An 8,493-nucleotide genomic window follows, 5' to 3' on the forward strand; every position below is an offset into this window, starting at 1 on the left:
TCAAAATTTTTAGCAATATATTCCCTATCAAAATCTAAAAAAGAAATATTTGCATTAGCTCCATAACCTCCTATGACAAAAACTATGGCTTTGATATCTTTTTCATCATCATAGCTAATGCGGTATTCAAGTTTGCTAGTTCTTTTTATATTTAATTCTACATCATCACAAGAATCAATTTCAAAGGTTTGGTTTATAAGCAATTTTAAGCCTTTTATTGTATTTTAAAGACAATTATACTTAAATTTTAGTAAAATAAAACACAAAAACAAGGCTTAACTATGAAAAATCTTTGCATAATCCCTGCTCGTGGTGGATCAAAAAGAATTCCTAGAAAAAATATCATTGATTTTCTAGGTAAACCTTTAATCTCTTATAGCATAGAAAATGCTTTAAATTCAGGTATTTTTGATGAAGTGGTGCTTTCAAGCGATGATGAAGAAATCATAGAAGTAGCCTTAAAATACGGTGCAAAAGCTCCTTTTGTGCGTGATAAAAATTTAAGCGATGATTATGCTTCAAGCACTGCTGTAGTGCAAAATGCCATAGAAATTTTACAAAGCCAAAATCAAATTTATGATCATGTCTGCTGCCTTTATGCTACTGCTCCTTTGTTAAATAAAGACATTTTAAAACAAGCCTATGAAAAATTTATACAAAATCAAAGCAAGTTTTTATTTGCTGCTACTGAGTTTGAGTATCCTATACAAAGGGCATTTTATCTAAATGAAAACAATCAAGTTTATATGTTTGATGAAAAACATTATAAAAGTCGTTCACAAGATCTAACAAAAGCTTATCATGATGCAGGAGCTTTTTATTTTGGTACAAGCAAAGCTTGGCTTGAGGAAGATTTTATATTTAAACCTCATTCTAGCGTGTTTGTATTGCCAAGAAATTTAGTTTGCGATATAGACACCATACAAGATTTGGAATTTGCAAAAATACTTTATAAGGTAAATCATGAAAGTGCTTTTTAGAAGCGATAGCTCCAGTCAAATAGGCTTTGGACACATTAAACGTGATCTAGTCTTAGCTAAACAATATAGCGATGTAAGTTTTGCTTGTTTGCCTTTAGAAGGCTCTTTGATCGATGAAATTCCTTATCCTGTTTATGAGCTTGATAGTGAAAGCATTTACGAACTTATCAATCTCATCAAAGAAGAAAAATTTGAACTTCTTATCATTGATCACTATGGCATCAGCGTAGATGATGAAAAACTGATCAAGCTTGAAACAGGGGTGAAAATTCTAAGCTTTGATGATGAAATAAAGCCTCATCATTGTGATATTTTACTCAATGTCAATGCCTATGCAAAAGCAAGTGATTATGAAGGTTTAGTGCCTTTTAAATGCGAAGTAAGATGTGGTTTTTCTTATGCTTTAATCAGGGAAGAATTTTATCAAGAGGCCAAAGAAAATAGAGAAAAAAAATATGATTTTTTCATTTGCATGGGTGGAACTGATATAAAAAACCTTTCTTTACAAATTGCTAGCGAATTACCTAAAACAAAAATCATCAGCATTGCAACCAGCTCTTCTAATCCTAATCTTAAAAAATTGCAAAAATTTGCAAAATTACATAACAATATTAGATTATTTATCGATCATGAAAATATTGCAAAATTGATGAATGAAAGCAATAAACTCATCATTAGTGCAAGTTCTTTAGTCAATGAAGCCTTGCTTTTAAAGGCAAATTTCAAAGCTATTTGTTATGTTAAAAATCAAGAATCTACAGCAACTTGGCTTGCTAAAAAAGGGTATGAAGTGGAGTATAAGTATTGATAAAACTTAAAAATTTCACAGAACTTAATTCTCAAGAAATAGAGCTGATTTTTAAATGGCGCAATCACCCCGATATCAATCAATTTATGAAAACAAAATATATTGATTTTGAAGAACATTTAAGATTTTTAAAAAAATTACATCAAGATTCTAGCAAAAAATATTTTTTAGTTTTTCAAGATGAACAGATTATCGGCGTAATTGATTTTGTCAATATCACAACTAAATCTTGCGAATTTGGACTTTACGCAAAACCTAATTTAAAAGGCGTAGGACAAATTTTAATGAATGAAATTATAAAATACGCTTTTGAAAACTTAAAAGTAAATACTCTTAAAGCTTATGTTTTCAAAGACAATCGCAAAGCTTTAAAATTATATCAACAAAATCATTTTACTATTTATGATGAAGATAAAGATTTTTACCATATTTGCCTAAAGCAATCTGACTGCAAAGCCTTGCCTAGCTAATTCTTCTTTTACATCTTTAGGGGTATACTTAGAAAAATGAAAAATATAAGCACCCGCTAAAGCATCAGCACCTAAATTTAAAGCCTCAACTCCATCACTTGGATTGCTAAGTCCTCCATTGATAATAAGAGGAATTTTAAGTTTATTTTGAAAGATCTTTAAAAGTTCTAAATCATAACCCTTTGCCCTTCCTTCAAAATCCACAGAAGTTAAAAGAAGCTCTCCAGCTCCTTTTTTTTCATATTCTAAAGCAAGTTCTAAAGGACTTTTTTCAAGTAAATTTCCCCTGTCATAAACACAAAATTGCCCTCCTTTTCTTTTAACATCTATAGAACAAACTATACATTGAGAACCAAAACGATTAGCCGCTTTACTTATAAAATCCATATCTTCTAAGGCCTTAGAATTGATAGAAATTTTATCCGCACCTAAATTTAAAATCTTTTGTATATCTTCAAGGGTTTTTATCCCGCCACCTATAGTTAAAGGCATAAAACATTCTTTAGCAAGATCTTCTATACTTTCAAAATCTATTTCTCCACTTTTTGAAGCATCTATATCTAAGATAATAAGCTCATCAACATTGCGTGCATTATAAATTCTCATTGTTGAAGTTAAATGCCCTATAGTGCGAAAATCTTTAAATTCTATACTTTTAACAAGTTGTCCGTTTTTTAACAAAACACAAGGGATAATTCTAGTTTTTAACATTTAAAGCCTTATAAAATTTTCTAAAAGTTTTAAGCCTAAATTTTGACTTTTTTCGGGGTGAAATTGTGTAGCAAAAATATGATCTTTTTGTAAAGATGCAACAAATTTATGTCCGTATTGTGCTTTAGCACTTACAAACTCATCTTTGCATTTCACATAAAAAGAATGCACAAAATAAAAATCACTCTTATTATCTATGCCTTGATACAAAGGAACTTGTTTTAAAATTTCAAGCTCATTCCAACCCATATGTGGGATTTTTAAATTTAAATCCTCTTCAAATTTGACTACTTCACCTTCTATAAAACCAAGTCCTTCGCAAACTCCACCTTCATAGCCCCTTTCTAAAAAAAGCTGCATTCCCAAACAAATGCCTAAAATAGGTTTTTTTTGTACTAAAACTTGCTCTTTTAAAGCTTCTATAAAACCAAATTCTTTTAAATTTTTCATCGCTTCTTTAAAAGATCCCACTCCAGGTAAAAGCAATTTATCTGCTTTTTGCAAATCTTTTGGATTTTTAGCTATGAAATTTATAGCTCCTATTTTTTCAAAAGCCTTAGCAACAGAGTTTAAATTTCCCGCCTTGTAATCAATGAGCGCTATCATTTTAAAACACACTCGTCTTTTCTTACCAAAGAACCATCATAATCTCTTATAAATTTACCATTTTCATCACGTTTAAAAATTTTTTTATTGGTAAAAGAATCTACTATTTTTTGAAATTCTTCCTCGCTAAAACCACTGAATTCAAGGTATTTTTTAATAGCCTTTTTAGGGGGCTTGCCATCGTATTTTTGTACCAAACGCACCCCTTCTTCACGGCTGATATAACCTAAACGAATATCCAAACAAGCATTATCCGTTGCTCTACCAAAGCCGTATTTGCAGTATTTTAAATAATCATGCACATGATTAGAATAACAATCTAAATTTTCAAAATTTTCATAAGTAGTCTCAACAGGATGATCTAGAGTTAAAAAACCATATTTTTTAGAAATTTCAAGAATTTTTTTATAATCCCATTTAAAATAATACCCTAAAAATAGCCCAGTAACCCCTACTCTTTGAAGTTCTTCATCACTTGGATAAGTATATAAAAACAAATCTTTTTCAGTGATACCATTTACCCCAAGCATATCAGAAGCACGATTTCCTAAAAGCCCGCCAAATTCTTCAAGCCACTCTCTGCCTAAAATATTTTTATTTTTACTACTCGCAGGACCGCCATACTCTATCTGCGGACTTTCTCCCCAGATGATCAAAGGCACTCCAAAATTTACCGCTATGCGTGGAACAGAAGTAAAAATTCCCAAATGGTTTTGCCACTCATTATCCCCTGTTCTTATAAAAGCTTCACGGGCAAGTTTTTGATAAACTTTTGGATCACGCTTGATATGGATCAAATCCACGCCAAGATGATTTAAATTGTCTAAATTTTTGCGCCCTATTTTCGTAGGTACGCTAGGCTCAAAACACACACACAAAGGATTAAGTCCAAGTTCAAGCATTTTAACCACTTGAAAAGTAGAATCTTTTCCGCCACTTACTCCGATAACACAATCATAAACAGGATGTTTTTTGTATTTTTTTATAAGCTCAAAAAATTCTTTTTCTCTTTCTTGCCAATTAATATTTTGATTTTTAGCTTCTTGAGAACGACAAGCATCACAAACACCTTCTTCATCAAAATGTAAATCGGGCTTAGTATCTGGCATCACACATTTTTTACAAAATTTCATAAATTTCCTTTAATTAGTCTTAAATATATATCGTTATAATTAAATTTTATTTTATGATTTTATATATTTATATTATATAAAAATTAAAAAATGAATGAATTCTATAATTTAAATCCATATGGCATTTTTTGAATGAAACCAAGCAAAATCATAACAAAGTTGTAATATTTATATAATATAAATATATAAATTGAAGAAATATATAATATAATTATATATCATTTTAGTCAGGAAATTTACCAAAGAAAGAAAAGTATGCAAATAGGAAATTTTAACACCGATAAAAAGGTTTTTATCATAGCAGAACTTAGTGCAAATCACGCAGGAAGTCTTGAAATGGCACTTAAAAGCATAAAAGCAGCCAAAAAAGCAGGTGCTGATGCGATAAAAATCCAAACTTACACTCCAGATAGCCTCACACTAAATAGCGATAAAGAAGATTTTATTATTAAGGGTGGGCTTTGGGATAAAAGAAAACTTTATGAGCTTTATGAAAGTGCAAAAACCCCTTATGAATGGCATTCTCAAATCTTTGAAACCGCACAAAATGAAGGCATACTTTGTTTTTCAAGTCCCTTTGCTAAAGAAGATGTAGAATTTCTTAAACGCTTTGATCCTATAGCCTATAAAATCGCTTCTTTTGAAGCCAATGATGAAAATTTCGTGCGTTTAATCGCCAAAGAAAAAAAACCTACTATCGTTTCAACGGGCATTGCTACAGAAGAAGAACTTTTTAAAATCTGTGAAATTTTTAAAGAAGAAAAAAATCCTGATTTAATCTTTTTAAAATGCACTTCGGCTTATCCTACTGCCATAGAAGATATGAATTTAAAAGGCATAGTAAGTTTAAAAGAAAAATTTAATGTTGAAGTGGGACTAAGTGATCATAGCTTTGGTTTTTTAGCCCCTGTTATGGCAGTAGCACTTGGAGCTAGAGTGATAGAAAAGCATTTTATGTTAGACAAAAACATAGAAAGCGAAGACAGTAAATTTAGTCTTGATTTTGATGAATTTAAAGCTATGGTAGATGCAGTAAGACAGGCTGAAAGTGCTTTAGGTGATGGTAAGTTAGACTTAGATGAAAAAGCTCTTAAAAACCGTGTTTTTGCAAGAAGCTTATATGCAAGCAAGGATATCAAAAAAGGTGAAATGTTCAGTGAAGAAAATGTAAAATCAGTACGTCCTTCTTTTGGACTACATCCTAAATTTTATCAAGAACTTTTGGGAAAAAAAGCCACTAAAGATATAGAATTTGGCGATGCTTTAAAACAAGGAGATTTTACATGAAAAATATTTTAGTTACAGGTGCTGATGGTTTTATAGGCTCTCATCTTTGTGAAAGTTTGATCAAAAAAGGTTTTAAAGTCAGAGCTTTAAGCCAGTATAATTCTTTTAATTTTTGGGGACATTTAGAAAAAAGTCCTTTTTTAAAAGACATGGAAGTTGTAAGTGGGGATTTAAGAGATAGTTTTTTTTGCGAAAAAATCACCAAAAATATAGATGCGATCTTTCATCTTGGCGCCTTAATCGCCATCCCCTACTCCTACACAGCCCCACAAAGCTATGTGGATACCAATGTCAATGGCACTTTAAATATGCTCGAAGCAGCTAAAAAAAACGAAATTTCGCATTTTATCCACACCTCAACAAGCGAAGTTTATGGCACGGCCTTTTATGTGCCCATCGATGAAAAACACCCTTTACAACCTCAAAGCCCTTATTCTGCAAGCAAAATCGCTGCAGATATGATGGCGCTGAGTTATTATAATTCTTTTAATTTAAATGTCAATATTGCACGCCCTTTTAACACCTATGGACCAAGACAAAGCGCAAGGGCTATCATACCTACCATCATCACACAAATTTTAAGCGGAGCAAAGGAAATCAAACTAGGAGATTTAAGCCCTAAAAGGGATTTAAATTTTGTGCTAGATACTTGCGAGGGTTTTATCTCTCTTTTAAATTTAAAACATTTTGGAGAAGTTTATAATATAGGCTCAGGAGTGGAATACTCCATGCAAGAAGTACTTAATCTCATACAAAAAATTTTAGATTCTAAGGTAAAAATCATCCAAGATGAGCAAAGATTGCGTCCTAAAAATAGCGAAGTTTTTAGACTTTGTTGCGATGCAAACAAGCTTAAAAAAGCTACAAATTGGCAAAGCAAAATAAGTCTAGAAGAAGGTTTAAGACAAAGCATAGAGTATTTTAAAGAAAATTTAGAAAATTATAAAAGTGAGCTTTATAATGTTTGAAAAAGAAATTTCTTTTATAAAAAGTCTTTTTAATAAAGAAAATATCGCCCTACATGAGCCTTGCTTTATAGGCAATGAGAAAAAATATCTCTTAGAATGTATCGATAGCGGTTTTGTTTCAAGCGTAGGAGAATTTGTAACGCGTTTTGAAGAAGCTTTAAAAGAAAAAACCAAAGCACGCTTTGTCATCGCTACAAATACAGGTACAGCAGCCCTTCATATCGCTTTATTAGCTAATGGTATCGATGAAAACTGCGAAGTCATCACTCAAAGCATAAGCTTTGTCGCTACGGCCAATGCTATCGCTTATACAGGTGCAAAACCCGTTTTTTTAGATATAGATGAAAACACTCTAAGTTTAAGTCCTAAGGCTTTAGAGCATTTTTTAGAAAATCAAACTTATCAAAAAGATAATCTTAGCTATAACAAAACCACACACAAACCCATCAAAGCTTGTGTTATTATGCACACCTTTGGTTTAAGCGCTCATATAAAAGCCATCAAAGAGCTTTGTGAAAAATACCACATCCTTTTAATTGAAGATGCTGCAGAAGCCTTAGGAAGCACCTATGAAAACAAGGCCTTAGGCACTTTTGGAAAGTGTGGAATTTTAAGCTTTAATGGTAATAAAATCATCACAGGTGGATGCGGTGGGGCGATATTAAGCGATGATGAAAATTTAGCCAAACTTGCAAGACACCTTAGCACCACAGCTAAAATCCCCCATCCTTACGAATACGATCATGATAGGATAGCTTATAATTACCGTCTTTGCAATATAAACGCAGCAATCTTGCTTGCAGGACTTGAAAATTTAGAACTTTTTTTAGAAAACAAAAGAGAACTTGCTAAAATTTACAAGGATTTTTTTAAAAATCACGATAAATGTAAATTTATCGATGAAAAAAGCAATGAAAAAAGCAATTTTTGGCTCAATACCTTGCTTTTTAAAGATGAAAATTTAAGAAATATCTTTTTAGAAGAATGCTTGAAAAATAATATTTTCGTCCGTCCTGTATGGAAAAGCTTACCGAGTTTAAAAGCTTTTCAAAACTGTCAAAGCAATGAGCTTATAAACACTAAAAAATTAGAAAAACGCTTGATTAATTTACCTAGTAGCGTTAGAATAGCAAATAAAAATTTAGGAAAATCATGAAAAAATATATATCCAATATAGAAATTTCAACAAATCAAGGTACAAATGCCCAAATTTGGGAAAATATTTTTTCCCAAAAAGAATGGGGGAAATACCCTAGCGAAAATTTAATCCGTTTTATTGCAAAGAATTTTTACAATGTTAAAGATAGAAGTAAAATAAATATACTAGAATTAGGACTTGGCACAGGTGCTAATCTTTGGTTTTGCGCTAAAGAAGGTTTCAGTGTTAGTGGCATAGAATGGAGTAAAACGGGAGTAGAAAGATTTAAGCAATGTCTAGAAAATGAAAATTTAAATCACCGTATACAAGAAATTAAAATTGGAGATTATGAACAAAAACTTGATGAATTTGAAGATGAAAGTTTTGATGCT

General features: G+C 31.3%; 10 protein-coding genes and 1 pseudogene. 7 read left to right on the top strand and 4 right to left on the bottom strand.

All coding sequences use genetic code 11. The features are described 5' to 3' along the window. Positions 1-203: pseudogene (locus AJ885_RS10220) on the bottom strand (DUF2920 family protein); the annotation flags it as partial. Between the two features lie 78 nt (positions 204-281). Here AJ885_RS10220 and pseF point away from each other — a divergent pair. Genes pseF through pseH form a run of 3 tightly spaced genes read left to right on the top strand, consistent with a single transcriptional unit; the run spans position 282 to position 2,258 of the window. Continuing rightward, a complete protein-coding gene (gene pseF / locus AJ885_RS08580; RefSeq protein WP_002777693.1) occupies positions 282-980 on the top strand; it encodes a pseudaminic acid cytidylyltransferase in 699 nt (232 codons plus the stop codon). Continuing rightward, positions 964-1,788 (top strand): UDP-2,4-diacetamido-2,4,6-trideoxy-beta-L-altropyranose hydrolase, encoded by an 825-nt coding sequence (gene pseG, locus AJ885_RS08585; RefSeq protein WP_002790573.1) that lies wholly within the window; start codon positions 964-966, stop codon positions 1,786-1,788. Before pseF ends, pseG begins: the two co-directional genes overlap by 17 nt. Beyond that, entirely contained in the window at positions 1,785-2,258 is a 474-nt protein-coding gene (gene pseH / locus AJ885_RS08590; protein WP_002781802.1) for a UDP-4-amino-4,6-dideoxy-N-acetyl-beta-L-altrosamine N-acetyltransferase, read from the top strand. Before pseG ends, pseH begins: the two co-directional genes overlap by 4 nt. Here pseH and wbuZ read toward each other — a convergent pair. The 3 genes from wbuZ to pseA are packed head-to-tail and all read right to left on the bottom strand — an operon-like array spanning position 2,223 to position 4,708. Continuing rightward, the gene (gene wbuZ / locus AJ885_RS08595) at positions 2,223-2,969 is read right to left on the bottom strand and encodes a glycosyl amidation-associated protein WbuZ (protein ID WP_002786691.1); all 747 of its coding nucleotides are present in this window, start codon (positions 2,967-2,969) and stop codon (positions 2,223-2,225) included. The genes pseH and wbuZ overlap by 36 nt on opposite strands. Then, complete coding sequence (gene hisH / locus AJ885_RS08600; protein WP_002864311.1) at positions 2,970-3,575, bottom strand: imidazole glycerol phosphate synthase subunit HisH; 606 nt, start codon at positions 3,573-3,575, stop codon at positions 2,970-2,972. Next, positions 3,572-4,708 carry a pseudaminic acid biosynthesis protein PseA gene (gene pseA, locus AJ885_RS08605; RefSeq protein ID WP_002784894.1) on the bottom strand — a complete coding sequence of 379 codons (1,137 nt, stop codon included), beginning with the start codon at positions 4,706-4,708 and terminating at the stop codon, positions 3,572-3,574. The genes hisH and pseA overlap by 4 nt, the downstream gene beginning before the upstream one ends. A 255-nt stretch (positions 4,709-4,963) precedes the next feature. On the opposite strand from pseA, the gene pseI reads away from it, so the two are divergent. The 4 genes from pseI to AJ885_RS08625 all read left to right on the top strand — a co-directional run. After that, positions 4,964-5,995 carry a pseudaminic acid synthase gene (pseI, locus tag AJ885_RS08610; RefSeq protein ID WP_002875131.1) on the top strand — a complete coding sequence of 344 codons (1,032 nt, stop codon included), beginning with the start codon at positions 4,964-4,966 and terminating at the stop codon, positions 5,993-5,995. Then, the gene (gene legB, locus AJ885_RS08615; protein WP_002832449.1) at positions 5,992-6,963 is read left to right on the top strand and encodes a 4,6-dehydratase LegB; all 972 of its coding nucleotides are present in this window, start codon (positions 5,992-5,994) and stop codon (positions 6,961-6,963) included. Before pseI ends, legB begins: the two co-directional genes overlap by 4 nt. Next, positions 6,956-8,119 carry an aminotransferase LegC gene (gene legC, locus AJ885_RS08620; protein ID WP_070281098.1) on the top strand — a complete coding sequence of 388 codons (1,164 nt, stop codon included), beginning with the start codon at positions 6,956-6,958 and terminating at the stop codon, positions 8,117-8,119. Before legB ends, legC begins: the two co-directional genes overlap by 8 nt. After that, positions 8,116-8,493: methyltransferase domain-containing protein (locus AJ885_RS08625; protein ID WP_148123901.1), on the top strand; the 378-nt coding region annotated here is incomplete at its 3' end. The genes legC and AJ885_RS08625, both read left to right, overlap by 4 nt.

The sequence above is a fragment of the Campylobacter sp. BCW_6464 genome (assembly GCF_001762775.1).
Classification (GTDB): Bacteria; Campylobacterota; Campylobacteria; order Campylobacterales; family Campylobacteraceae; genus Campylobacter_D; species Campylobacter_D jejuni.